A 23,220-nucleotide genomic window follows, 5' to 3' on the forward strand; every position below is an offset into this window, starting at 1 on the left:
GGCGGGTGACCTTCAGGCTGTACGACACCGCGACCCGCGAAGTCCGTGACTTCGTTCCCCTCGAGGAGGGGAAGGCGGGTCTCTACGTCTGCGGTCTCACGGTCCAGTCGGAGCCGCACGTCGGGCACGTCCGCTCGGCGGTCAACTTCGACGTGCTCCAGCGTTGGCTGCGGGTCAAGGGCTTCGACGTGACGTTCATCCGCAACGTCACCGACATCGACGACAAGATCCTCAGCAAGGCCGAGGCGCAGGGTCGCCCCTGGTACAACCTCGCCTACGACATGAAGCGCGAGCTCGACCGGGCCTACGCCGCGCTCAACGTCGCCCCGCCGACGTACGAGCCGCTGGCCACCGGCCACATCCCGGAGATGGTCGAGCTCATCGAGCAGCTCATCGTCCGCGGTCACGCGTACGCCGCAGAGGACGGCTCGGGCGACGTCTACTTCGACGTGCGGTCGTGGCCGTCGTACGGCGAGCTGACCCGCCAGGGCATCGACGACATGGAGGCGGCCGGCGACGCCGACCCGCGCGGCAAGCGCGACCCCCGTGACTTCGCGCTCTGGAAGGGCTGGAAGAAGGCGACCGAGCCGGAGACCGCCTCGTGGCCGAGCCCCTGGGGCCGCGGCCGGCCGGGCTGGCACATCGAGTGCTCGGCGATGGCGGGCAAGTACCTCGGGCCCGCCTTCGACATCCACGGCGGCGGCGTCGACCTGCGCTTCCCGCACCACGAGAACGAGCAGGCCCAGTCCCGCGCGGCCGGCCACCCGTTCGCGTCGTACTGGATGCACAACGCCTGGATCACCACCGCCGGCGAGAAGATGAGCAAGTCGCTCGGCAACTCGCTGACCATTCCGGCGGTGCTGGAGAAGTACCGCGGCATCGAGCTGCGCTACTACGTCGTCGCCGCCCACTACCGCAGCCACGTGGAGTTCTCGTTCGAGGCGCTCGACGAGGCGGCCGTGGGCTTCCGCCGGATCGAGAGCTTCCTCGACCGCGCCGGGGTCACCGAGGCCGGCGAGCTGCCGGCCGCGTTCGTGGCCGCCATGGACGACGACCTCGGCACGCCGGCCGCCGTCGCGGTGCTCTACGACACCGTCCGCGAGGGCAACAAGGCCGCCGACCCGGCGCCGTACGCCGGCCAGGTGCTCGCGATGCTCGACGTGCTGGGCCTGCACCCCGCCGACCCGGCGTGGGGCGGCAGCGGCGGCGACGACCAGCAGCTCACCGACGCCGTCGACGCGCTCGTCGCCGGCCTCCTCGACCAGCGGGCGGCCGCCCGCGCGGCCAAGGACTTCGCGACCGCCGACGCGATCCGCGACCAGATCAAGTCCGCCGGCATCGAGGTCGAGGACACCCCCGATGGACCGAAGTGGAGTCTCGCCTGATGGCAGGGAACAGTCAGCGCAAGGGGTCGGTCCGCAAGACCGCCAAGAAGCCGACCGCCGGGTCGGGCGGCCGGGTGCGCCGCGGCCTGGAGGGCAAGGGGCCGACGCCGAAGGCCAAGGACCGGCCCTACCACAAGGCGCACAAGAACGCCGAGCTCGCCGAGCGGTCGGCCGCGAAGCGCGGAGGGAAGCCGCAGCGCAAGCGGTCGACCGGTGACGCGGAGTGGATCATCGGCCGCAACGCGGTCGTCGAGGCCCTGCGCGAGGGCGTCCCGGTCAACGCCGTCTACGTCGCCGAGGGCACCGAGCGCGACGGGCGGCTCCGCGAGGCCTTCCAGCTCGCCGCCGAGCTGGGCGTCAGCCTGCTCGAGGTCACCAAGCCCGAGCTCGACCGGACCACCGGCTTCAACGGCCACCAGGGCCTGGCGGCGCGGGTTCCGGCCTACAGCTACGCCCACGCCGACGACCTGCTCGACCGGGCGAGCGACGCCGGCGAGCCGCCGTTGATCGTCGTGATCGACCACGTGACGGACCCGCGCAACCTCGGCGCGATCGTGCGCTCCGCGGCCGCCTTCGGGGCGCACGGCGTCGTCATCCCCGACCGGCGCGCGGCGGGCATGACCGCCGCGGCCTGGAAGACCTCGGCCGGTGCCGCGGCGCGCATCCCGGTCGCGCAGACGGTCAACCTCACCCGTCAGATCAAGGCCTACCAGGACGCCGGCTGCATGGCGGTCGGCCTCGACATGGGCGGCACGCTGTCGATGGGCGAGCTCGCCGACCTGGGCACCGGCCCGGTGGTCGTCGTGGTCGGCGCCGAGGGCGGCGGGCTGAGCCGCCTGGTGGCCGAGACCTGCGACGAGGTCGTGTCGATCCCGATGGTCAACTCCGTGGAGTCCCTCAACGCCAGCGTGGCCGCCTCGGTCGCCCTCTACGCGATCGCGCAGGCGCGGGCCTGAGGCTGTCCCGCCGCACTATCATCACGGCCCTGGCGTACGCCGGGGTCTGGTTGGTCTGTGCCGTCCTTGTCGGGCTCGCGCTCTTCCTCACGAGCAGCCGCCAGGTCGTGCTCGCCAGCCACGACGCCACCGTGCGACCGAACTTCACCGGTGAGGCCGTCGTCTACACCGGGCCGGTCCTGCCCGACGTACGCCTCCCGGCCGGCGGGCGCATCGGCGTCGACATCCGGCTCGGCAAGTCCGACGCCGCGTCGACCGACGAGCTCGTGGAGCGCTACGCGCTGATCGCCAGCCAGCCCGAGGGCCAGATCGCCAAGGTCAGCGCGGCGGTGCAGGACATGGCGCTCGACGCGGCGCTGCGGGGCGCCGTGATCGGCCTGGTGCCGATCGGCGTCTGGCTGCTGGTCGGTCGCTCGCGCCGCGCCGAGATCCGCGCGCGGCTCCGGCCGCCCCACGCCGTGATCGCGGTCGGCGTGGTCGTGCTCCTCGGCCTCGCGCTCTGGCAGCCCTGGTCGACCGGCGACGACGACATGGAGGACGAGGAGGACTGGGTGTCGCTGGCCGACTTCCTCGGGCCCGACGTACCCCTGCCCGACGACGCCGAGGACATCGAGGTGCGCGGCGACGTCACCACCGACCAGACCCACCGGCTCATCGAGAGCGCGGTCGACACCTACGACAAGAGCAAGACCTTCTACGCCGAGGCCGCCGACGAGGCCGCCGGCCTCTCGCTCCGCGAGCCGCAGGAGGGGGAGACGGTCGTCGCGTTCGTCTCCGACCGGCACGACAACATCGGCATGGACCCGGTCGCCCGGGCGGTCGCCGACGCCGCCGGCGCGACGGCGGTCTTCGACGGCGGCGACGACACCTCGGCCGGGAAGAGCTGGGAGGCCTTCTCCCTCGACTCGGTCAGCGCCGCCTTCGCGGGGCTCGACCGGTGGGGCGTGGCGGGCAACCACGACCACGGCGACTTCGTCCACGACTACCTCGCCGACCACGGCTGGACGATGCTCGACGGCGAGGTCGTCGACGGCCCGGGCGACACCACCCTGCTCGGCGTCGACGACCCGCGATCGAGCGGCCTCGGCAGCTGGCGCGACGAGACCGGCCTGAGCTTCACCGACGTCGAGGACCGGATCGCCGACGCCGCCTGCGCTGCCGACGAGCGGGTCACCACGATCCTCGTTCACGACGCGAACCTCGGCCGCGAGGCGCTCGACCGCGGCTGCACCGACCTCGTCCTCGGCGGCCACCTGCACGTCCGCGTCGGCCCGACCCGGGTCGTCGGGGAGAACGGCCAGGCCGGCTACAGCTACACGACCGGCACCACCGGTGGCGCGGCGTACGCCATCGCCCTGGGCAGCAAGCCGCGCCGCGACGCCGACATCAGCCTGATCACCTACGCCGACGGCCGGCCCACCGGCATCCAGTGGGTCACCCTGCGCACCAACGGCGACTACGCCATCGGCAGCTGGGTGCCGCTCTCGCTGACCCCGGCGGAGTAGACCTCCATTCCGGACGCCGAGTGACCGACGTCACCTCGGGAGGAGCCCGTCGTTGACGGGCCATGAACCGCACCGCACTGGCCGCGATGGCCGCGTCCGCGAGCCTGGTCCTGGGCCTCACCGCCTGCGGGTCCCAGCTCGATCCGGAGACGGTGGCCGCGGTCGGTGGGACCGGTGTCGGCACCTCGGACACGGGCGGCGGGACGGCCGCCGGGCCGGACGGATCGGTACCCGGTACGACGACCGGGGGCGGCGGCTCGACCGGTGACGGCGGCACCGGCGGCTCGTCCGCGACGGGTGGGTCGGGCGGTGACGGGGCGGCGACGGAGGGCACCGGGGCCAACGCCGCGACCGGGTCGGCCAAGGCCGGCAGCTGCGACGGGTTCAAGAACCAGACCGGGATCACCGACGACACGATCACCCTGGGCAACGCCTCCGACATCAGCGGTCCGGTGCCGGGGCTCTTCGAGTCCGCCCAGGAGGGCGCCCGCGCGTACGTCGCCTACTTCAACTCCCAGAGCGACATCTGCGGCCGCAAGCTCCAGCTGGTGACCTACGACAGCCGCACCGACGCGGCCGCCGACCAGCAGGCCTACGCCAAGGGCTGCGACGAGACCTTCGCGATGGTCGGGTCGATGTCGGCCTTCGACTCCGGCGGCGCCTCGACGGCCCAGGGCTGCGGGCTGCCGGACATCCGCGCAGCGGCCACGACCACGGACCGCCAGGCCTGCACCACGTGCTTCGCCGCCGAGTCCGCCAACGCGCACGAGTTCCAGAACGCCGTGCCCGACTACGTCATCAAGAACTTCCCGGACGCGGCCGACCATGCGGCGATGCTCTACATCAACGCGGGCGCGGCTGCCGAGAACGGCAAGACCCAGGCGGCCGCGATGACCAAGCGCGGCATGCACTTCGACTACGTGCAGGGCATCGACATCTCCGAGTTCAACTACGCGCCGTACGTCCAGCAGATGAAGGACAAGGGCGTCGAGTACGTCCAGATGATCGCGTCGAGCGCCCAGTTCGTCCGGCTCGCGCAGGCGATGAAGCAGCAGGGCTTCAAGCCCGACGTCTTCATGATCGACCCGACCGCCTACTCGCCGGAGTACGTCGAGTCCGGCGGCGACGCCGTCGAGGGCACGACCGTCTTCATCAACTTCACGCCGTTCGAGGAGGCGGGCAGCAACCGCGAGCTCCAGCTCTACCTGAGCTGGCTCGACCAGGTGAAGCCGGGCGCGACGCCGTCGTTCTTCGGGCTCTTCGCGTGGTCGGCCGCGCGCCTCTTCGTCGAGCGGGCGACCGGCCTCGGTGCCAGGCTCAGCCGGAGCGCCCTGGTCGCCGACCTGAAGACGGTCGACGACTGGACGGCCAACGGCCTGCACGCACCCCAGCTCGTCGGCAGCAAGCACGCGCCGCCCTGCTGGCGGTTCATCCGCCTCGAGCACGGGAAGTGGGTCCCGGCCGGCGGCACCAGGTACCAGTGCTCCGGCGTCACCACCGTCGGCTAGACACCTGTCCAGATTTCTCATGTGTTCCCCGTCACCTTCCTCCGAGGCCCTCGTTGGGGAGGTGGAACGTGTTCTGATTCGTGGAGGGAAGACGATGCGCAGGCTCCTGTCCGTGTTCGCCGCCGGCGCCCTGTGCGCGGCCCTGGCCGCCTGCGGGTCCCAGCTCGACCCGGAGACGGTGGCGCAGGTCAACGGCACGACGACCGGTGGCTCGGGCGCCCTCGGCGACGGCAGCGCCGCGGGCGGCTCCGGCGGCACGAGCGGCTCCTCGGGCGACCTCGGTGGCGACGGCAGTACGTCGGGCGGCGGCTCCGGCTCGTCCGACTCGTCCGGGTCGTCGGGCGGCGGCGCCGGTGACGCCCAGCAGGGCACGGGCGCCAACGCCGCCGCGGGCGACACGAAGGCCGGCAGCTGCGACGGCTTCAAGAACCAGACCGGCATCACCGACAAGACGATCACCATCGCCAACGTGTCGGACATCAGCGGACCGGTGCCCGGCATCTTCGAGTCGGCCCAGCAGGCGACCCGCGCCTACGCCGCCTACTTCAACTCCGCCAACGACATCTGCGGGCGCAAGCTCGAGGTCGAGTCGCTCGACAGCCGCGCCGACGCCGGCGCCGACCAGACGGCCTACACGAAGGCCTGCGACGACGCGTTCGCCGCGGTCGGCTCGATGTCGGCCTTCGACTCGGGCGGTGCCGCCGCGGCACAGTCCTGCGGCCTCCCCGACATCCGCTCGACCACGACGACGCCCGAGCGGCGCGACTGCTCGACCTGCTTCGCCGCCCAGGCCGTCGACCCGGACGCCGTCAACGGCGCGATGCCGCGCTACTTCCTGGGCAAGGACAAGGACGCCACCCAGCACGCGGCCGTGCTCTACATCAACGCCGGCGCCGCGTCGGTCAACGCCGAGAAGTTCCGCAACGCCTACGACCGGGCGGGCTGGAAGGTCGACTACTTCCAGGGGATCGACGTCTCGGAGTTCAACTACGCGCCGTACGTCCAGCAGATGAAGGACAAGGGCATCAAGCTCGTCACCTACACAGGCCCCTACCAGAACACCGTCAAGCTCCTCGACGCCATGCAGCAGCAGGGATTCGAGCCGGACGCGTTCGTCCAGGACTCGACGATCTACGACCAGAACTTCGTCGACCAGTCCGGTGACAACGGCGACGGCGTCTACGCCTGGACGACCACCAAGATGTTCGACGACTACTCCGTCAAGGAGATGCAGCTCTATCGCTCCTGGCTGGACCAGGTGAAGCCGGGTGCGGTGCCCAACTACTACGGCCTCTACGCGTGGTCGGCGGCCCGGCTCTTCGTCGAGAAGGCCGTCGAGCTGGGCGGCAGGCTCACCCGCGCGTCGATGGTCGCCGCGCTCAAGGGCGTGCGGAACTGGACCGGCAACGGGCTGCACGTGCCCCAGCAGGTCGGCGCCAAGACGACCGCCAACTGTGGCGGTCTCCTCCAGCTCGACGGTGGCAAGTGGCACCAGGTCTCGGGCTTCCAGTGCGGACCTCTCCTCGACGGGAGCTGACCTCGGATGTCGACCATCCTCTCCTTCACGATCCTCGGCCTCTTCACGGGCGCGGCGTACGCGATCGCGGCCAGCGGCCTGGTGCTCACCTACACGACCACGCGCGTCTTCAACATCGCCCACGGCGCGTTCGGCATGGTGATGGCCTTCATCTTCTGGGACTTCAGCCAGCGCCAGGGGATGCCGCTGTGGCTCTCGCTCGTCCTGGTGCTCGGCGTGGTCGCGCCCGGCACGGGCTGGTTCGTGCAGCGGTTCGTCACCCGCGGCCTCGGCGACGCGCCGGTCAGCGTCTCGCTGGTCGTGACGGTCGGCCTGTTCGTGGGCCTGATCGGCCTCGCGCAGTACCTGTGGCCGCCCGAGCCGCGCACCCTCCCGCCCTTCCTGCCCGACCAGGGCATGGAGATCGGCGGCACCTACGTGACCGCGCACCAGATGATCACCATCGCGTTGTCGGTGGTCGTCGCGGGGCTGCTCTACCTGCTGCTCAACCGCACCCGGATCGGCACCGCCATGCGTGCCGCCGTCGACAACCCGATGCTGCTGCGCCTCTTCGGCGGCCGGCCCGACCGGGTCGCCTCGCTGTCGTGGGCGATCGGCATCTCACTCGCGGCGCTCGCCGGCATCCTGCTGACGCCCGTCATCGGCCTTTCCTACTACGACCTCACGCTGCTGGTGATCAACGCGTACGCCGCCGCGATGCTCGGCAAGCTCAAGAGCCTGCCGCTGACCTTCGTCGGCGCGATGGGGCTGGGCATCCTGCAGTCTTTCGCGGTCGCCTACCTGCCCACCGAGGGCAACCTCGCCGGGCTGCGCGCCGTGGTTCCCGCGCTCTTCCTCTTCGTCGTGATCATCGCGATGCCCCAGGCCCAGCTGCGGATCGGCCAGGTCAAGGGCATCGTCTCGGCGCCGCAGCCGTCCTTCCCGAAGTCGCTCGGCTGGGGCCTCGTCCTCGTCCTCGGCGTCGCGGTGCTCACCGCCGCCATGTCCGACGCCAACCTCCTGCTCGTCGGGACGGCGGCGACGTACGCCATGGTGATGCTGTCGCTGGTGCTGCTGACCGGGTACGGCGGCCACGTCTCGCTCGCGCAGTTCACCTTCGCGGGGGTCGGTGCGCTGGCCTACGCCAAGCTCGACGAGCCCAACCTCTACGGGCTCCTCATGTCGGCGCTGATCGCCGCGCTCGTGGGGGCGCTGGTCGCGCTGCCGGTGCTGCGGCTGACGGGTCTCTACCTCGCGCTCGCGACGCTGGCCTTCGGCGTGCTGATGGACAAGCTGGTCTTCCAGGCCGACTTCGCCTTCGGCTACAACGGCACGCTCCACGCCGAGCGGCTCTCGGTGCTCGGCCGGTCTTTCACCTCCACGGGTGGCTACGTCCTCGTGATGAGCGTGTTCTTCGTGCTGATGGCGGTCGTGCTGCTCCAGCTGCGTCGTGGGGTCCTCGGCCGGCTGCTCATCGCGATGCGCGACAGCCCGGCCGCGTGCGGGACGCTCGGCCTGGACATGCGGTGGTTCCGGGTCGCGCTGTTCGGCCTCTCCGCCGGGATGGCGGGCCTCGCCGGCGGACTCTTCGCCGGCCTCCGCGGCACCATCGGCGCCGCCGACTTCCAGCTCTTCAACAGCCTGCCGCTTCTGCTGCTCGCCGTGGTCTGCGGCGTCACCTCGGTGACCGGCGCGGCGCTCGGCGGTGTCGGCCTGATGCTGCTGCCGGTGCTGCAGAGCTCCCGGCCCGAGCTGGCGGGGCTGGTCTTCGCGATCCTCGGCTTCGGTGCGGTCGCGCTGGGCCGCGACCCCAACGGCATCGCCAACCTGCTCTTCGGCCTGGGCCACCGGCTCGACCGGCGCTTCGGCGACCGGATCCGCACGGCGATCCCGGTGCTGCCCCTACCCCGGAGCCGCGCCGACTCCGGCGAGGACAACGCCGTACCCCTCTCGGGACTGACCACGATTCCGGACCCTGCCCACGACGAGGAGGTGGGCGTCCATGTCGCTGCTCGAGGTTGACGACGTCGTCGTCCAGTTCGGCGGGGTGACCGCCGTCGACCACGCCGCCTTCACCGCCGACGCCGGCCGGATCACCGGCCTCATCGGGCCCAACGGTGCCGGCAAGACCACTTGCTTCAACGTGATCAGCGGCCTGCAGCGCCCGACCCACGGGCGGGTGCTCTTCGAGGGCCGCAGCGTCACCCGGCTGCCCGTGCACCGTCGCGCGCGCCGGGGGATGGGGCGCACCTTCCAGCGGCTGGAGGCCTTCGGCTCGCTGAGCGTCCGGGACAACGTCCGGGTCGCCCGCGACATCCACCGCGGGCTGCTCGGTGTGCTGCGGCCCTCGGCCGTCGACGTCGACGGGCTGCTGGAGCGGGTCGGCATCGCAGCGTACGCCGGCGACCGGGCCGACTCGATCCCGACCGGCGCCGCGCGGCTCCTGGAGCTGGCCCGCTGCCTGGCCGGCGACCCCAAGATCCTGCTGCTCGACGAGCCGTCCTCCGGCCTCGACGAGAGCGAGACCGACGCGTTCGGCGAGCTGCTCGCGGAGCTCGCCGCCGAGGGTCGCGCGATCCTCATGGTCGAGCACGACATGGACCTCGTCATGTCGGTCTGCGACGACATCCACGTCCTCGACTTCGGCAGGGTGATCGCGTCCGGGCCGCCGGCCGTGATCCGCGCCGACCGCGAGGTCCAGCGGGCCTACCTCGGCTACGCCGACGAGCCCGAGGACCACGACCGCGCGAACGACGACACCCGCACCGACCTCCCGGCGGTGGAGACCACGATGAGCATCCCGGCGGTGACCCCATGAGCGTCCCGATCCTCGAGGTGATGGACCTGCACGCGGCGTACGGCCGGATCGAGGTCCTGCGCGGCGTCGACCTCCAGGTGCCCAAGGGCGCGGTGATGGCGCTGCTCGGGCCCAACGGCGCGGGCAAGTCGACGCTGGTCAAGGTCATCAGCGGCGAGAAGCGGCCGACCTCCGGCGACATCCACCTCGGCGGCGTGCACGTGCAGGACGCCGACCCCGAGCAGCTCGCGCGGCTGGGGCTGTGCACCATCCCCGAGGGCCGGTCGGTCTTCCCCAACCTCTCGGTCGAGGAGAACCTCACGCTGATGTCGTACGCCGGGGTCGCCGTCGACGCCGTCCTCGACACGGCCTACACCTACTTCCCCCGGCTCCACCAGCGCCGCCACCAGCTCGCCGGCACGATGTCCGGCGGCGAGCAGCAGATGCTCGCGATGTCGCGGGCGCTCGCCTCCGACCCGGCGCTGCTGCTGCTCGACGAGCTCTCGATGGGCCTGGCGCCGCTGATCGTCGACGAGCTCTACGACACCGTCGCGCAGATCGCCGAGAGCGGTGTCTCCATCCTCTGCATCGAGCAGTTCGCCCGCACCGCCTTGCGGGTCTCCGACTACGCGGCCGTCATGACCGGCGGACGCATCGTGGCCACCGGCGAGCCCGCCGAGGTCATGGCCACCATGGCCGACGTCATCCTGGGAGGCGCAGCATGAAGCGGTACCTCGTTCCCCTCGCGGTCGCGGCCCTGGCCGGCGCCGCCCTCCCGGTCTCGGCCGGGCCGAGCGCGCAGGCCGCGGACGCCAAGGCGGGGTTCTCGGGCTACAGCTCGACCGCGACGGCGACGCCGCTGATGATCGAGGTCTACGAGCCGACCATCCCGATCCCGGCGACGCCGCAGCTCGAGGTCGAGGTCGGCTACACCACCGTCGAGGCCGACTCCGGCAGCTCGGCCGGCCGGGCCAGCTGGCTGTGGCCGGGCGACCCGGTCGGCGAGGGGTTCAAGACCTTCGTCGAGCAGCTGGGGCTCCCCGAGCAGCTCGGGGAGAACGGCTACCCGGTGCAGGTCAACTCCACCCAGCCCGGCGGGGAGGACCAGCAGACGGACGAGCCGTTCCCCGGCACCGTGATGCGCACCAGCGCGAGCACGGGGAGGACCGTCGCCCAGGCCGGCTTCTCGCCGGACGGCCAGGTGCAGGACGGCACCGGCGGCGACGACCAGGACCAGGCCGGGGACGAAGGCACGCCCGGCGTCCCCGGCCTCCCCCAGCTGCCCGGGCTGCCCGGGCTGCCCGGTGCCTCGGACGCGCTCGCCGACTTCGGCGCCGCGATCACCGGCTCCTCGGGGGCCGGCGCCGGCGGCAGCGACGGAGACGGCAGCGGGGACGACGCAGGCTCCACCACGCCCGGCCTGCCGCCCGAGCTCGCGGCGGTCGTCGACGTCGAGGGGCTCACCTCCTCCAGCCAGTCGGTCGCGAAGGCCGGCAGCGTCGTCACCACCGCCCGGTCCGCTCTCGGCGACGTGTCGCTGCTCGGCGGCGTCATCACCCTCGACGGCCTCGTCGTCACCAGCTCCAGCAGCACCGACGGTGCCACCGGCAAGCCGGCCGGGAAGGCCACGATCGGAGGCCTGACGATCGCCGGCCAGGAGTTCTCCTTCGGACCCGACGGCCTCGAGGCCGCCGGCCAGCAGCAGGCGATCCCCGGTCTGCCCGACCAGGCGTCCGCGGCGCTCAAGCAGCTCGGCGTACGCCTCGAGCTGCCCAAGCCGGTGCGCACGAAGGACGGCGCCAAAGCCATCAGCACCATGACCGGGCTGCGGGTCGTCCTCGACCTCGCCCAGCTCCGCAAGAAGCTCGACGCGCTGCCGATCGACCAGCTCGTGGACGCCGTGCCCAGCGAGGCCGGCGAGCTCAAGTCGCTGCTGCAGGCGGTCGCCGGCCTCTCGCCGAAGATCGTGCTGAGCCTGGGCAACGCGTCGACCTCGGTCGACACCGTGCAGGGGATCAAGGTCCCCACCGACATCCCCGACAACGACCCGAGCGCGTCCGGCGGCACGGGCTCGGGTGGGGGCGGCTCCGCCGCCTCCGGCGGGAGCGCCCCGAGCTCGGGCGGGGCGCCTCCCGCCACCAGTGGCGACGCACCCGCCGCGGCCGACGACCTGGGCGACGCCCAGCTCGCCGGGTCCGGCCTCCCGCCGCTCTACTCCATCCCCGGCGCGATCCTCGCCGGCGGCATCGCCCTCGGCGCCGTCGCCGGCACCTGGCTCCGTCGTATCGGCGTCCTCACCCTCGGTGGCGCCGGATCCTGCTCGCACGGCCTCGACAGCGGCCTGCCCGACCTCCGAAAGGCGTGACCCGCCATGACCGCGATGACCCCCGCGACCCCGGCCGCCAGTGACCGGCTCTCGGTCGGACTGCCCCGGGCAGGCAGCCGGACCGGCTCCGGTGCCGCGCCGCTGAAGGACAACCACTACCAGCTGCTCCAGCTCGTGCTGTTCTGGGCGGGCGCGATCCTGCTCCCGCTCGGGCTCGTGGTGATCGTGCTCGGGTGGTACGGCGCGGCCAACACGCCCTACCAGTACGACCAGCTGTCCTACCTCGTCTCCGGCGGCCTCCTCGGCCTCGGCCTGACCTTCACCGGCGGGTTCCTCTACTTCGGCGCCTGGCTGGCGCGGATCGCCGCCGACGGTCGTGAGTCCAACCGCCGCCTCGCCGACACCCTGCTGGTGCTGGCCGACGTCACGTCCCGGTCGGCCGCCACCCGGGACGACGGCGTCGACGTCTCGGCGCTGCCGGTGACCGCCGGCGACGGCACGACCGTGCACCGCCGCGACTGCGCCCTCATCGCGCACCGCGAGGACCTGCGCCCGGTCGGCGAGGACAACGGCCACCTCACGGTCTGCCGCGTGTGTCGACCGTGACCCGTCACTCGTCGTCGGCGGTGACCGCTTCCTCGGGCTTCTCGACGAGCACGGTGTCGACGTAGTCGCGGGCGGTGACCCGGATGTCGACCTCGAGGCCGGCGCGCTCGGAGAGGTACCACCGGTGCACCAGCACCTCGTGGAAGAACTCCGCCGGCTCGAGCTTTCCCCGCGCCTGCGGCGGGATCAGCGCGACGACCGGCTCGTAGACCTGGGTCAGCCACCGGTTGGCGACCAGGCTGCGGTCCTCGCGGCCGAGGTCGTTGGCGGCGGTGAAGGCCGCGATGTCGTTGAGCAGCCGCCGGGCCTGCGCGTCCTCGACGTGCAGGCCGGTCAGCGCCTGGAGCTCCCGGCTGTGGTGACCGGCCTCGACGACCTTCGGCTGGATCCGGACCTCGTCGCCGTCCCAGTCGGTGACGATGTCGAGCTCGTCGACGTCGAAGCCGAGGTCGTTGAGCCGCTCCACCCGCTGCTCGATCCGCCACATCTCCGCGGTCGTGAACTCCTCGACCGCGGTCAGCTCCGCCCACAGCGAGTCGTAGCGGTCACGCAGGAGCTCGACGATGTCGTGGGCCTGCACCTCGTGGTCGAGGGAGTCGCTCGCCTGCAGGTCGAGCAGCTCCGCGAAGACGTTCTCGGTGGCCACGGTCAGGTCGTGCTCGCGCAGCTGGCGGGAGAGGTTGGGCTTGAGCTCGCCGGTCTCGGCGTCGACGAGGTACGCCGCGAACCCGCCCGCGTCGCGCCGGAAGAGCACGTTCGACAGCGACACGTCGCCCCAGTAGAAGTCGGCCAGGTGCAGCCGCACGAGCAGCACCACCATCGCGTCCACCAGCGAGGGCAGGTTGTCGGCGCTGAGGCCGTGCGCGAAGAGGCTGCGGTAGGGCAGCGAGAAGCGCAGGTGCTCGGTCAGCAGGCAGGCGCCCAGCTCCTCGCCGTCGGCATCGACCCGGCCCGTGACGACGCCCTTCGGCACCACCGCGGGCAGGCCGATGCGGTGCAGGTCGCGCAGCAGGCGGTACTCCCGGAACGCGATCTCCTCGACGGTCTCCTTGACGGCGTACGTCGTGTCGCCGAGCCGCACGATCCGCACCACGTGCCGCGAGAGGCCGCGGGGGAGCGGGACCACGTGCTCGGTCCACTCCTCCAGCGGGGTCGACCACGGCAGCGCGAGGAGCGCCGGGTCCGGCCGGTTGGCGACGATGCGGAGTGCCACGCTCCTGAGGTTAGAGCGTCCAGACCGAGAACGACGGCCCGTCGGTCGCCGGCAGCGTGACGACCCCGTCGACCTCGACCAGGTCGGCGTCCGAGCCGGTGGTCAGCAGCAGCGACCCGTCGCCGAAGCCGAGACGCCCGGCGTCCAGGCTCACCGCCGGTGCGGCGGCCCGCCGGGCGGCCACCACCGCCGACCCGGCCGGGTGCTCGCGCACGTAGACGAGGGTGTCGTCGTCGACGTGCGCCCACCGGAGACCGCCACGCCGCAGCGCCTCGGTGGTGTGGCGCAGCCGCGCCAGCCCGGCGTACGCCGCGAGCGTGTCGTCGTCCCAGGCGTCCGGCCGGTCCCAGGGGAAGGGGCGGCGGGAGTCCTCGCCGAGCACGCCCTCGAGCCCGATCTCGTCGCCGGCGAAGAGCATCGGCACGCCGGGCAGGGTGAACTGCAGGCCGGCCGCGACCCGGTGCACCTCGCCGGACCCGACGACGGTGCGGATCCGGGCGCTGTCGTGGGAGCCGAGGATGTTCCAGGAGCAGGTGGTCGCACGCCAGCCGTAGCGGCCCTGCCACTCGCGGAGGCTCTCGACGACCCGCTCGCCGGGGCGCCGCGGCACCGGCACCGGCCGGCCGAACGCGCGGGCGGGGGAGGCGGGGTCGCGCAGCCACGACCAGACCGGCCAGGAGAAGCCGGAGTAGTTCATCGTCCCGTGCCAGCCGTCGCCGTCGAGGTCGGTGGAGGCGTCGTGGTTGTGCTCGCCGATCACGAAGGCGTCGGCGCGCTCGGCCTGCGCCGTACGCCGGACCAGGCGGGCGACCTCGTGGTTGACGTCGACCGCGCCGAGGCGGCCGGTCATGTTGGCGACGTCGACCCGCCAGCCGTCGAGGTCGAAGGGCGGCCGCAGCCACCGCGCGACCACCGAGTCGGGGCCGTCGACCATCGCGGCGCGCAGGGCGGGATCGGCGTGGTTGAGCTTGGGCAGGGTGCCGTGGCCCATCCAGCACTCGTAGGAGCCGTCGGGCAGGAAGTAGTAGAACGACCGCGCCGGCGCGCCCTCGACGTCGCGCGCGGCGACGAACCACTCGTGGGTGTCGCCGGTGTGGTTGGTCGTCAGGTCGCCGAGGATCCGCCAGCCGCGGTCGTGCACCGCGGTCGCGAGCCGGACGTACGCCACGTCGCCGCCGAGGAGCGGGTCGACCTCCTCGAACGTCGAGGCGTTGTAGCGGTGGTTGCTCTCGCCCGGGAAGACCGGGGTCGTGTAGACGACGCTGACCCCCACGTCGGCGAGGTGGTCGAGGTGGTCGGTGATCCCGTCGAGGTCGCCGCCGAAGAACTGCAGCGGGGTGCGGGGGTCGAAGCCCTCGAAGACGACCTCGTCGTCCCAGTGCGCGGGCACCGCCCACTCCGGCACCTCGCGCTCGTCGGCGGCGGTCGAGCGGGCGAAGCGGTCGGGGAAGACCTGGTAGACGACGGCGTCGCGCGCCCAGTCGGGCGGCGCCTCGTGGGAGCTGAGCCGGAAGTCGAAGGCGTCCGGCGGGTCGTGGTCGACCACGCCGGTCGAGGTCAGCCACACCTGGCCGCTGTGCCCGTCCCGGGGAGGCCCGTCCAGCAGGAAGCGGTAGTGGGTGACCGGGTTGTGCACCGGCACGTCGGCCTCCCACCACACGACGTGCTCGTCGCGCGAGGTCTCGACGCAGGGGTGGTACGTCGGCTCCGCGTCGTACGTCGTGCGCAGCCAGACGTGGGTGACCGGGTCGGTCGGGTCGGTCCGCAGCCGCACCGTCACGACCGAGCCGGGGGCGGGGGCCTCGTCGTTGACGTACATCGGGGAGCCGTCGTGGTGTGGCTCGTGCAGGAGCGTCATCGAGCGGTCCTCCGCTGGGGCTCGAGGAAGACGGCGCCGGTGCCCCACTCGCCGGCCTCGTCGTCGGGGTTGCTCAGCGCGCAGGTCTTGAGGCTCAGGCAGCCGCAGCCGATGCAGCTGTCGAGCCGGTCGCGCAGCCGCTCGATCCGCTCGATCTGCTCGTCGAGGCGCGGCCGCCAGGCCCGGCTCAGCCGGTGCCAGTCGGACTTGGTCGGCGTGCGTCCGTCGGGCAGCGTCGCCAGTGCGGCGCCGATCTCCTCGAGGGTGAGGCCGACGCGCTGCGCCGTACGGATGAAGGCGATCCGGCGCAGCGTCGACTGCTCGTAGCGCCGCTGGTTGCCCGTCGTGCGGACCGAGGAGATCAGGCCCTTGGACTCGTAGAAGCGGATCGCCGACGTGGCCACGCCCGCCCGCTCGGCGAGGTGCCCGATGGTCAGGTGGGTCATGGTGACCAGCCTCGCCGAACCTCAACCTTCCTTCAAGTCCGTCACCGCGGTAGTCCCGGACGTTTTCGCGGGGTGGGGGGGGGGGGGGCCCCGCAACAAGCCGGACGACCCGCGCTCCACGCCCTCCCCGGGGTGCGCCCGGGTTTTTTTCGGGGTTGTCGGGCGTGCTGACCGCGAAAACGTCCGGGACTACGCCATCGCGGGTACTTCTAGAACGAGTTCTAGTTCCGGTGGTAGCGTCCGGCGCATGACCGACACCCCCCACCAGCCGGGCAGCCGCGTCGTCGTCGTCACCGGGGCAGCGTCCGGGATCGGCTTCGCGACGGCGGAGCTCTTCCGCGACCTCGGCGACACCGTCTTCGGGCTCGACATCAAGCCGACCGTCCCCGAGGGCGTCACGTACGTCGAGTGCAACGTCGGCGACCTCGACTCGATCAACGCGGCCGTCGAGACGTGCGCCGGCGAGGGCCGGATCGACGTGCTCGCCAACGTCGCGGGCATCGTGCAGTTCGGCCGGATCGAGACGGTCACCCCGGAGGAGTGGGACCGCGTGCACGCGGTCGACCTGCGCGGCCCGTTCTTCCTGATCCAGGCCGCCCTGCCGCACATCCGCGCGGCCAAGGGCAACATCGTCAACGTCTCGTCGGTGGCCGGCAACGTCGCGCAGCCCTACGCCACGGCGTACGCCGCCGCCAAGGGCGGGCTCACCCAGTTCACCAAGGCGCTCGCGCTGGAGCTGTCGCCCGAGGGCATCCGGGTCAACGCGGTGTGCCCGGGCACCGTCGACACCCCGATCGTCGCCGAGGTCTTCCACAAGCTCACCGACGACCTCGACACCCGGGTCGCCGACCGGCTGATGATGATGCTGCCCGGCGGCGCCATCGCGCCGAAGGAGATCGGCGAGACCATCCTCTGGCTCGCCTCGCCCGCGGCCCGGATGGTCACCGGCGCCATCATCGCCCACGACGGCGGCATGAGCTGACCGCTCCGCTGCCCGTAGCATGTGGCCTCGCCGTCCGCTGGACGGCGAGGCCGGTGTAGCTCAGTTGGTAGAGCGCCTCTCTTGTAAAGAGGATGTCGCGGGTTCGACTCCTGTCACCGGCTCTGGACCTCGCGGCCCGAGAGAGATTCATCGGCCGGCCGATGGATCTCCTCCCTGGACGATGAAGCTTCGTCGTCCAGGCGTGAGTTTCATCGGCCGGCCGACAGAACTCGCGGGTCAGGCCGGCCAGTCGACGCTGAGGTACTGCGTCTCCTGGAACTCCCGCAGCCCGTCGCGGGCGCCCTCGCGGCCGAGGCCGCTCTGCTTGACGCCGCCGAAAGGGGCGGAGGGGTCGGAGACGAGGCCGCGGTTGACGCCGACCATGCCGGCCTCGATCCGCTCGGCGAGGCGGACGGCGCGGCCGAGGTCGCCGGCGAAGACGTACGCCGCGAGGCCGTACTCGGTGTCGTTGACCTGGCGGATCAGCTCGTCCTCGTCGTGCCACACGACGACCGGCGCGACGGGGCCGAAGATCTCCTCGGTGAGGATCGCGGCGTCGGCCGGCACGTCGGCGAGCACGGTCGGCGGGTAGAAGTAGCCGGAAGCGTCCGGGAGCTCGGCCCGGTGTGAGATCCGGGCGCCCTCGGCGACCGCGCGGTCGACGGCGGCGGTCACCCGATCGACGGCGGCGGCGCTGATCAGCGGGCCGATCGCGGCGCCGTCGGCGGCGCGACCGACGGCCAGCTTCTCGACCTCGGCGCCGAAGCGGGCGAGGAAGTCGAAGGCGATGTCGCTGTGCACGTAGATCCGGTTGGCGGCGGTGCAGGCCTGCCCGCCGTTGCGGAACTTCGCGATCATCGCGCCGGCGACGGCGGCCTCGAGGTCGGCGTCCTCGGTGACGACGAAGGGCGCGTTGCCGCCGAGCTCCATCGAGGCGTTGAGGACCCGGTCGGCGGCCTGGTGCAGCAGCGCCCGGCCGACGCCGGTGGAGCCGGTGAAGGAGACCTTCCGGACCCGGTCGTCGGTCAGCCAGGCGGTCACGACGCCGGGTGCGTCCGTGCTGGTGACGATCTCGACCGCGCCGTCGGGCACACCGGCCTCGGTGAGCAGTCGGCCGATCGCCAGGGCGGTCAGCGGCGTCTCGGCCGCGGGCTTGAGGACGACGGTGCAGCCGGACGCCAGGGCCGGCGCGATCTTGCGGGTCGCCATCGCGGCCGGGAAGTTCCACGGCGTGACGAGGGCGGCCACGCCGACCGGGCGGTGCGACACGATCGTGCGGACGCCGCCGGCCGGTGCCTCGCCGTACTGCCCGCCGGGGCGCACCGCCTCCTCGGAGAACCACCGGAAGAACTCCGCCGCGTAGCCGACCTCGGCCGCGGCGTCCGCGAGGGACTTGCCGTTCTCGGCGGCGATCAGCCCGGTCAGCTCGTCCTTGTCGCGCAGCATCAGCTCGAAGGCCCGGCGCAGCACGTCGGAGCGGTGCCGCGGCGAGGTGCGGGACCAGTCGGCGAACGCGGCGGCGGCGCGGTCGACGGCGAGACGGGCGTCGTCCGGTCCCTCGTCGGGGACCTGCGCGATCGTGGCGAGGGTGGCGGGGTCCTGGACGGCCAAGGTGCGGGGGTCGGTCACGGGGCACATGGTGCGCAGATGCGTGATCCGAAATCAAACGAATCCGTCTTGACGCATCGGTAACAAAGACGAAATGGCCCGCGTCAATCAGCGGAGGCGACTGATTCCGCAGTTTCGTGTACCGTCGAACCCGACCTGCCACAGCGACGTGAAGGACCACCATGAAGATCGGCGTTCCGAAGGAAGTCAAGAACCACGAGTACCGGGTGGCGATCACCCCGATCGGGGTCCACGAGCTGGTCGCGCACGGGCACGAGGTCTTCGTCCAGCAGGGCGCGGGCGAGGGCTCGCAGATCCCCGACGCGGAGTACGTCGGCGCCGGCGCGAAGATCGTGGCGACCGCGGAGGACGCCTGGGGCACTGACGGCGGCATCGACCTGGTGCTCAAGGTCAAGGAGCCGGTCGCGGAGGAGTACGACCGGATGCGCGAGGGCCTGACCCTCTTCACCTACCTGCACCTGGCCGCGGACAAGCCGCTGACCGAGGAGCTGCTGAAGCGGAAGGTCACGGGCATCGCCTACGAGACCGTGCAGCTGCCCTCGGGTGGGCTGCCGCTGCTCTACCCGATGTCGGAGGTCGCGGGCTGCCTGGCGCCGCAGGTCGGCGCCTACTCGCTGCTCAAGGCCCAGGGCGGCCGCGGCGTGCTGATGGGCGGCGTCGGCGGCGTGGCCAACGCGAAGGTCGTCATCATCGGCGCCGGGGTGTCGGGTCAGAACGCCGCGAACATCGCGCTCGGCATGGGTGCCGACGTGACGTTGCTGGACACCGACCTCGACAAGCTGCGGATGTCGTTCTGGCGCTACAACAACCGCGTGCACGGGCTCGCCTCGTCGAAGCTCGCGATCGAGCAGCAGGTGATGGAGGCCGACCTGGTGATCGGCGCCGTGCTGATCCCGGGTGCCGCGGCGCCGAAGCTGGTGACCAACGACCTCGTCTCCCGGATGAAGCCCGGCTCGGTGCTGGTCGACATCGCGATCGACCAGGGCGGCTGCTTCGAGGACTCCCACGCGACCACGCACGCGGACCCGACGTACCAGGTCCACGGCTCGACGTTCTACTGCGTCGCGAACATGCCGGGCGCGGTGCCGAACACGTCGACGTACGCGCTGACCAACGCGACGCTGCCCTATGCTGTCGCGCTGGCCGACAAGGGCTGGCAGCAGGCGCTGCGAGACGACCGGTCGCTCGCGCTCGGCCTCAACACCCACGCGGGCCAGCTGACCAACGCGCCGGTCGGCGCGGCCGTCGGCATCGACGCGGCTGCCCTCGAGTCGGTCCTGGGCTGACGACCGTGTCCGCCCGGGTCCTGGCGACCGACGCCTTCACCGTCCCGCTGACCGACGAGAGCCACCCCGGCATCTGGGTGGACGGCGGCTGGCCGACCGCGCACACCGCGCTGCTCGCCGAGGTCGGCGGGACCAACGTGTCGGTCTGGGAGATCACCGACGGGGTCGTCTCCGACATCGAGAACGACGAGGTCCTGCTGGTCCTCGTCGGTGCCGGGCGTCTACGTTTCGAGGACGGTGACACGATCGAGCTGCAGCCCGGGGCGTGCGTGCGCGTCCGGGCCGGCGACCGCACCGAGTGGACCGTGCTCAGCACGGTCCGCGCCCTGAGCATCACCCAGCGCTGACCTGACCGACGACCGAGCACAACCGAGGGAGACACCATGACGCAGTACGCCGTGACCGACCCGAGCACCGGTGAGCTGGTGCGGGAGGTGCCGACCGACTCCGACGAGCAGGTGCTGGCCGCGGTGGCCAAGGCCCAGGCGGCGTACCAGTCCTGGGGTCGCACCAGCACGGTCGCCGAGCGTGCCGCGCTGATCCGCCGGGTCGCCGAGCTCCACTACGAGCGCCGCAAGGAGCTCGCCGCGATCATGAACCGCGAGATGGGCAAGCCCATGCCGCAGGCCGTCGGCGAGGTGAAGTTCAGCGCCGCGATCTACGAGTACTACGCCGACAACGCCGAGAAGTTCCTGGCCGACGAGCCGATCGACCTGCTCGACGGCGAGGGCAGCGCCGTCGTACGCCGCCGTCCGCTGGGCGTGCTGCTCGGGATCATGCCGTGGAACTACCCCGCCTACCAGGTCGCCCGCTTCGCCGGCCCCAACCTGACCGCGGGCAACACGATCGTGCTCAAGCACGCGCCGCAGTGCCCCGACTCCGCCGCCGCCCTCGAGCAGATCTTCAAGGACGCCGGCTACCCCGACGGCGCCTACGTCAACATCTTCGCCAGCAACGAGCAGATCGAGCAGGTCATCGCCGACCCGCGCGTCCAGGGCGTCTCGCTCACCGGCTCCGAGCGCGCCGGCGCCGCCGTCGCCGAGATCGCGGGCCGCAACCTGAAGAAGGTCGTCCTCGAGCTCGGTGGCTCCGACCCCTTCATCGTGCTCGGCTCCGACGACCTCGACGCGACCGTCGAGGCCGCCGTCGAGGCGCGGCTGGAGAACACCGGCCAGGCCTGCAACGCCGCCAAGCGGATGATCGTGCACGAGGACCTGTACGACGACTTCGTCGCCAAGTTCACCGAGAAGATCCTGGCCGCGGGATCGGCGCCGCTGTCCTCGACCGCGGCCGCCGAGCGGCTCGAGCAGCAGGTCGCCGCCGCCGTCTCCGACGGTGCCAGCCTGGCCAGCTCCGGCGACCGCGAGGGCGCCCACTACCCGGCCGGCGTGCTCACCGGGATCGACCGCGCGAGCGCGTCGTACCGCGAGGAGCTCTTCGGCCCGGTGGCCATGGTCTTCAAGGTCGGCTCGGAGGAGGAGGCCGTCGAGGTCGCCAACGACACGTCGTACGGCCTGGGCTCCTACGTCTTCAGCAACGACGCCGAGCAGGCGGCCCGCGTCGCCGACCAGATCGACGCCGGCATGGTCTTCGTCAACGGGGTCGGCGCCGAGGGCGTCGAGCTGCCGTTCGGCGGCGTGAAGCGCTCCGGCTTCGGTCGCGAGCTCGGTCGCTTCGGCATCGACGAGTTCGTCAACAAGAAGCTGATCCGCACCGTCGGCTGATCCCGACATCCCCACAGGTTTCGCACAGGAGACCCACCGGGAGCACTCAGCAGAGGCACCGATGCTGGTGCCGTGACCGCGAGCGTGACCGTGCCGGCCCCGGTGTCCCGGAGTGCGCCGGGACCGGCATCGCGCGCTCGCCTGGACGCGGCCGTCCGTACGGCGGCCGTGCTGGCGCTGTGGGCCGGGCTGCTGCTCGTCACCTACTGGTGGGTGGCCGACGGCGGGGTCGAGGACCTCGGCGGATGGGCGAGCGGCCTCACCTCGCTCGGCCAGCTCGCCGGCCTCGCCGCGTCGGTCCTGCTGCTCGCCCAGGTCGTGCTGATGGCGCGGGTGCCGGCGCTCGAGCGGGCCTTCGGCCAGGACCGGCTCGCCCGCGGGCACCGCCTCGTCGGGTTCACCTCCTTCGACCTGATGGTCGTGCACGTCGTCCTGATCACGTGGGGGTACGCCGCCGGCGACCTCGTCCGGATCCCCATCACCTTCTGGGACCTGACCGTCGACTACCCGGGCATGCTGCTCGCGGTGGCCGGGACGCTCTGCCTCGTGATGGTCGTGGTCACGAGCATCCGCGCCGCGCGGCGCCGGCTGCGCTACGAGTCCTGGCACCTGCTCCACCTCTACGCCTACCTCGGCGTCGGCCTCGCGCTGCCGCACCAGCTCTGGAGCGGCCAGCACTTCACCTCCTCGGTCGCGCGCACCGTCTTCTGGTGGACCGCGTGGGCGGCGACCGCCGCCGCCGTCCTGACCTGGCGGGTCGGGCTGCCGCTGTGGCGCACCGTGCGCCACGACCTGCGGGTCGCGTCCGTCGTACCCGAGGGTCACGGGATCGTGTCGGTCCACCTGACCGGCCGTCGGCTCGACCGGCTGCGGGTCGAGGCGGGGCAGTTCTTCCTGTGGCGCTTCGCCGGACGGCCCGGCTGGACCCGCGCCAACCCCTACTCGCTGTCCGCAGCCCCGAACGGCCGCAGCCTGCGGATCACCGTCCAGGCGGCCGGCGACGGCAGCGCCTCGCTGGCCGCGCTGCGGCCCGGGACGCGGGTCGTGGTCGAGGGCCCCTTCGGCCGGCTCTCGCCCCGAGCCCGCTCGCGGCGCAAGGTCGCGCTCATCGGCGCCGGCGTCGGCATGGCCCCGATCCGCGCCCTCGCCGAGGGCCTCGACTACGGCCCCGGCGAGGCGGTCGTCCTGCACCGCTACCGCGACGAGCCGCTCTTCGCGGCCGAATTCGTCGCCCTCATGCAGCAGCGGGGGCTCGAGGTGCTCGCCCTGCCGGGCCCGCGGCGCGCACCGGACTCCTGGCTGGGCCAGGGTGCCGCCGGCCCGCACGCCGACCTCGACGCGCTGATGTTCTGGATCCCCGACCTCGCCGAGCGCGACGTCTACCTCTGCGGTCCGTCGCCCTGGGCGGACCTGGTCCGTGCGGACCTCCGCCGGGCGGGTCTTCCGCCCGAGCGGCTCCACGTCGAGACCTTCGGTTGGTGAC

Annotated in this window: 19 protein-coding genes and 1 tRNA gene; 16 read left to right on the plus strand and 4 right to left on the minus strand. The window is 72.2% G+C overall.

What is annotated here, in order from left to right:
- Nucleotides 1-5 precede the first annotated feature (5 nt).
- From cysS to K8U61_RS10425, 10 genes are all read left to right on the plus strand, one after another.
- A complete protein-coding gene (gene cysS, locus K8U61_RS10380) occupies nucleotides 6-1,385 on the plus strand; it encodes a cysteine--tRNA ligase (protein WP_224122938.1) in 1,380 nt (459 codons plus the stop codon).
- Nucleotides 1,385-2,341 (plus strand): 23S rRNA (guanosine(2251)-2'-O)-methyltransferase RlmB, encoded by a 957-nt coding sequence (gene rlmB / locus K8U61_RS10385; RefSeq protein WP_224122939.1) that lies wholly within the window; start codon nucleotides 1,385-1,387, stop codon nucleotides 2,339-2,341. Before cysS ends, rlmB begins: the two co-directional genes overlap by 1 nt.
- Nucleotides 2,342-2,391: 50 nt before the next feature.
- Nucleotides 2,392-3,846, plus strand: a complete 1,455-nt coding sequence (locus K8U61_RS10390) for a metallophosphoesterase (protein ID WP_224122940.1) — start codon at nucleotides 2,392-2,394, stop codon at nucleotides 3,844-3,846.
- Between the two features lie 62 nt (nucleotides 3,847-3,908).
- Nucleotides 3,909-5,354, plus strand: coding sequence for an ABC transporter substrate-binding protein (locus tag K8U61_RS10395; protein ID WP_224122941.1), 1,446 nt, complete (start codon nucleotides 3,909-3,911; stop codon nucleotides 5,352-5,354).
- Nucleotides 5,355-5,448: 94 nt separating this feature from the next.
- On the plus strand, nucleotides 5,449-6,891 hold the full coding sequence (locus K8U61_RS10400; protein WP_224122942.1) for an ABC transporter substrate-binding protein: 1,443 nt from the start codon (nucleotides 5,449-5,451) through the stop codon (nucleotides 6,889-6,891).
- Between the two features lie 6 nt (nucleotides 6,892-6,897).
- A complete protein-coding gene (locus K8U61_RS10405; RefSeq protein ID WP_224122943.1) occupies nucleotides 6,898-8,892 on the plus strand; it encodes a branched-chain amino acid ABC transporter permease in 1,995 nt (664 codons plus the stop codon).
- The gene (locus K8U61_RS10410) at nucleotides 8,873-9,688 is read left to right on the plus strand and encodes an ABC transporter ATP-binding protein (protein ID WP_224122944.1); all 816 of its coding nucleotides are present in this window, start codon (nucleotides 8,873-8,875) and stop codon (nucleotides 9,686-9,688) included. Before K8U61_RS10405 ends, K8U61_RS10410 begins: the two co-directional genes overlap by 20 nt.
- Nucleotides 9,685-10,392, plus strand: coding sequence for an ABC transporter ATP-binding protein (locus tag K8U61_RS10415; protein WP_224122945.1), 708 nt, complete (start codon nucleotides 9,685-9,687; stop codon nucleotides 10,390-10,392). The genes K8U61_RS10410 and K8U61_RS10415 overlap by 4 nt, the downstream gene beginning before the upstream one ends.
- The gene (locus tag K8U61_RS10420) at nucleotides 10,389-12,032 is read left to right on the plus strand and encodes a choice-of-anchor P family protein (protein ID WP_224122946.1); all 1,644 of its coding nucleotides are present in this window, start codon (nucleotides 10,389-10,391) and stop codon (nucleotides 12,030-12,032) included. The genes K8U61_RS10415 and K8U61_RS10420 overlap by 4 nt, the downstream gene beginning before the upstream one ends.
- Before the next feature lie 6 nt (nucleotides 12,033-12,038).
- Nucleotides 12,039-12,599, plus strand: coding sequence for a hypothetical protein (locus tag K8U61_RS10425; protein ID WP_224122947.1), 561 nt, complete (start codon nucleotides 12,039-12,041; stop codon nucleotides 12,597-12,599).
- A gap of 4 nt (nucleotides 12,600-12,603) precedes the next feature.
- Here K8U61_RS10425 and K8U61_RS10430 read toward each other — a convergent pair whose 3' ends face one another.
- The 3 genes from K8U61_RS10430 to soxR are packed head-to-tail and all read right to left on the minus strand — an operon-like array spanning nucleotide 12,604 to nucleotide 16,116.
- Nucleotides 12,604-13,812 (minus strand): DUF4032 domain-containing protein, encoded by a 1,209-nt coding sequence (locus tag K8U61_RS10430; RefSeq protein WP_224122948.1) that lies wholly within the window; start codon nucleotides 13,810-13,812, stop codon nucleotides 12,604-12,606.
- Nucleotides 13,813-13,822: 10 nt separating this feature from the next.
- Nucleotides 13,823-15,670 (minus strand): glycoside hydrolase family 13 protein, encoded by a 1,848-nt coding sequence (locus K8U61_RS10435; RefSeq protein WP_224122949.1) that lies wholly within the window; start codon nucleotides 15,668-15,670, stop codon nucleotides 13,823-13,825.
- A complete protein-coding gene (gene soxR / locus K8U61_RS10440) occupies nucleotides 15,667-16,116 on the minus strand; it encodes a redox-sensitive transcriptional activator SoxR (RefSeq protein ID WP_224122950.1) in 450 nt (149 codons plus the stop codon). Before soxR ends, K8U61_RS10435 begins: the two co-directional genes overlap by 4 nt.
- A 247-nt stretch (nucleotides 16,117-16,363) precedes the next feature.
- Here soxR and K8U61_RS10445 point away from each other — a divergent pair, with 247 nt between their 5' ends.
- Nucleotides 16,364-17,098, plus strand: a complete 735-nt coding sequence (locus tag K8U61_RS10445; RefSeq protein WP_224122951.1) for an SDR family NAD(P)-dependent oxidoreductase — start codon at nucleotides 16,364-16,366, stop codon at nucleotides 17,096-17,098.
- 49 nt (nucleotides 17,099-17,147) lie between these two features.
- A tRNA-Thr gene (locus tag K8U61_RS10450) sits at nucleotides 17,148-17,220 on the plus strand.
- Between the two features lie 115 nt (nucleotides 17,221-17,335).
- On the opposite strand, the gene K8U61_RS10455 is transcribed toward K8U61_RS10450, so the two are convergent.
- Complete coding sequence (locus K8U61_RS10455) at nucleotides 17,336-18,727, minus strand: NAD-dependent succinate-semialdehyde dehydrogenase (protein ID WP_224122952.1); 1,392 nt, start codon at nucleotides 18,725-18,727, stop codon at nucleotides 17,336-17,338.
- 161 nt (nucleotides 18,728-18,888) lie between these two features.
- Here K8U61_RS10455 and ald point away from each other — a divergent pair, with 161 nt between their 5' ends.
- The 4 genes from ald to K8U61_RS10475 all read left to right on the plus strand — a co-directional run bounded on the left by ald (nucleotide 18,889) and on the right by K8U61_RS10475 (nucleotide 23,219).
- Complete coding sequence (ald, locus tag K8U61_RS10460; RefSeq protein WP_224122953.1) at nucleotides 18,889-20,013, plus strand: alanine dehydrogenase; 1,125 nt, start codon at nucleotides 18,889-18,891, stop codon at nucleotides 20,011-20,013.
- Between the two features lie 5 nt (nucleotides 20,014-20,018).
- Nucleotides 20,019-20,360: a cupin domain-containing protein gene (locus K8U61_RS10465; RefSeq protein ID WP_224122954.1), complete on the plus strand. Its 342-nt coding sequence runs from the start codon at nucleotides 20,019-20,021 to the stop codon at nucleotides 20,358-20,360.
- A 36-nt stretch (nucleotides 20,361-20,396) separates the two neighbouring features.
- Nucleotides 20,397-21,737 (plus strand): NAD-dependent succinate-semialdehyde dehydrogenase, encoded by a 1,341-nt coding sequence (locus K8U61_RS10470; RefSeq protein WP_224122955.1) that lies wholly within the window; start codon nucleotides 20,397-20,399, stop codon nucleotides 21,735-21,737.
- 72 nt (nucleotides 21,738-21,809) lie between these two features.
- Nucleotides 21,810-23,219, plus strand: coding sequence for a ferredoxin reductase family protein (locus tag K8U61_RS10475; RefSeq protein WP_224122956.1), 1,410 nt, complete (start codon nucleotides 21,810-21,812; stop codon nucleotides 23,217-23,219).
- The last annotated feature ends 1 nt before the right edge of the window (nucleotide 23,220 follow it).

This window comes from Nocardioides mangrovi (assembly GCF_020073815.1).
Taxonomy (GTDB): Bacteria; Actinomycetota; Actinomycetes; order Propionibacteriales; family Nocardioidaceae; genus Nocardioides; species Nocardioides mangrovi.

Coding starts and splice junctions, on each gene's coding strand:
- rlmB (WP_224122939.1), top strand. CDS start 1,385: ATGGCAGGGAACAGTCAGCGCAAGGGGTCGGTCCGCAAGACCGCCAAG.
- K8U61_RS10395 (WP_224122941.1), top strand. CDS start 3,909: ATGAACCGCACCGCACTGGCCGCGATGGCCGCGTCCGCGAGCCTGGTC.
- K8U61_RS10400 (WP_224122942.1), top strand. CDS start 5,449: ATGCGCAGGCTCCTGTCCGTGTTCGCCGCCGGCGCCCTGTGCGCGGCC.
- K8U61_RS10405 (WP_224122943.1), top strand. CDS start 6,898: ATGTCGACCATCCTCTCCTTCACGATCCTCGGCCTCTTCACGGGCGCG.
- K8U61_RS10410 (WP_224122944.1), top strand. CDS start 8,873: ATGTCGCTGCTCGAGGTTGACGACGTCGTCGTCCAGTTCGGCGGGGTG.
- K8U61_RS10415 (WP_224122945.1), top strand. CDS start 9,685: ATGAGCGTCCCGATCCTCGAGGTGATGGACCTGCACGCGGCGTACGGC.
- K8U61_RS10420 (WP_224122946.1), top strand. CDS start 10,389: ATGAAGCGGTACCTCGTTCCCCTCGCGGTCGCGGCCCTGGCCGGCGCC.
- K8U61_RS10425 (WP_224122947.1), top strand. CDS start 12,039: ATGACCGCGATGACCCCCGCGACCCCGGCCGCCAGTGACCGGCTCTCG.
- K8U61_RS10435 (WP_224122949.1), bottom strand. CDS start 15,670: ATGACGCTCCTGCACGAGCCACACCACGACGGCTCCCCGATGTACGTC.
- soxR (WP_224122950.1), bottom strand. CDS start 16,116: ATGACCCACCTGACCATCGGGCACCTCGCCGAGCGGGCGGGCGTGGCC.
- K8U61_RS10445 (WP_224122951.1), top strand. CDS start 16,364: ATGACCGACACCCCCCACCAGCCGGGCAGCCGCGTCGTCGTCGTCACC.
- ald (WP_224122953.1), top strand. CDS start 18,889: ATGAAGATCGGCGTTCCGAAGGAAGTCAAGAACCACGAGTACCGGGTG.
- K8U61_RS10470 (WP_224122955.1), top strand. CDS start 20,397: ATGACGCAGTACGCCGTGACCGACCCGAGCACCGGTGAGCTGGTGCGG.